Annotated in this window: 1 tRNA gene and 1 rRNA gene; both read left to right on the top strand. The window is 46.0% G+C overall.

The window, feature by feature from the left end:
• The first annotated feature begins 6 nt into the window (after positions 1–6).
• Positions 7–122 (top strand): 5S ribosomal RNA (gene rrf / locus UF06_RS18610).
• A 75-nt stretch (positions 123–197) separates the two neighbouring features.
• A tRNA-Asp gene (locus tag UF06_RS18605) sits at positions 198–274 on the top strand.
• Positions 275–467 lie beyond the last annotated feature (193 nt).

Below are 467 nucleotides of genomic sequence, written 5' to 3'. Positions count from 1 at the left end.
AATTTGCTTGGCGACCATAGCGTTTTGGATCCACCTGACTCCATCCCGAACTCAGAAGTGAAACGAAACAGCGTCGATGGTAGTGTGGGGTTTCCCCATGTGAGAGTAGAACATCGCCAGGCTTTAACTTGTTGTCTTTAGATTTTTAAGAAAAATCTGAAGACAAAAAAAGTAGACGAAACGTCTAACCAGACAGCGGAGCGGTAGTTCAGTCGGTTAGAATACCGGCCTGTCACGCCGGGGGTCGCGGGTTCGAGTCCCGTCCGCTCCGCCACTTATTAAGAAGCCTCGCTGGAAACAGCGGGGCTTTTGTCATTTTTAGGTTTTATTGAGGATACTCATACCAATCTGGAAAATTAACTGGTCAGATTAATCCACTCTCTTGTACACATCTTGCTAACTCTATCTGTACTGTCCAAGAATCGATTCCAAGCCTTGCACACTTTCTCCACGATATCCTCATAATC

It is taken from the genome of Vibrio sp. S234-5 (assembly GCF_000960595.1).
GTDB lineage: Bacteria > Pseudomonadota > Gammaproteobacteria > Enterobacterales > Vibrionaceae > Vibrio.
The sequence above is the reverse complement of the archived record's forward strand: the minus strand, read 5'-3'. Positions and strand labels throughout refer to the sequence as shown.